General features: G+C 47.1%; 1 protein-coding gene. It reads right to left on the bottom strand.

Going from position 1 to position 427, the window contains the following annotated elements; genetic code table 11:
• The coding region (locus HC175_RS19155; protein WP_168139753.1) for a glycosyltransferase at positions 1-427 on the bottom strand (427 nt) is incomplete at both ends.

Genomic DNA, 427 nt, shown 5'->3' with positions numbered 1-427 from the left:
AATATGTCAATCGTATCATCATATTGGCCCAGGTCCTGCTCCAGGACGTCAAAAATGCGACCGCGGCAGTAGGGATAACCAAGAGCATCAATGAATCCGCCGGCAGCCCCTGCATATTCAAAAAATTCTTTTTTCCGGAAATCTTTGATCTTGGGCTGGGCTGCTGCAACTGCGGGATCCTTGAATTGAATTACCAGAGGCGGCAGCCAGTTTTCCGTGACCTCTACGTCGCTGTTCAAAAGCACAAAAATGTCTTCATCCAGTTCTTGCAGCGCATCATTGTAGCCTTTTGCAAATCCGCCGTTGACCTTATTCTGAATGATCTTCACCTGCGGAAAATTCTGTTGCACAAAGGAAACAGAATCATCTGTCGAGGCATTGTCGGCTACATAAATGTCAGCTTCGGGAGTATTGCGGACTACTGATG

The organism is Salinimicrobium oceani (genome assembly GCF_012037645.1).
Note: the sequence above shows the minus strand (reverse complement) of the source record. Positions and strands in the feature narration are given on the sequence as shown.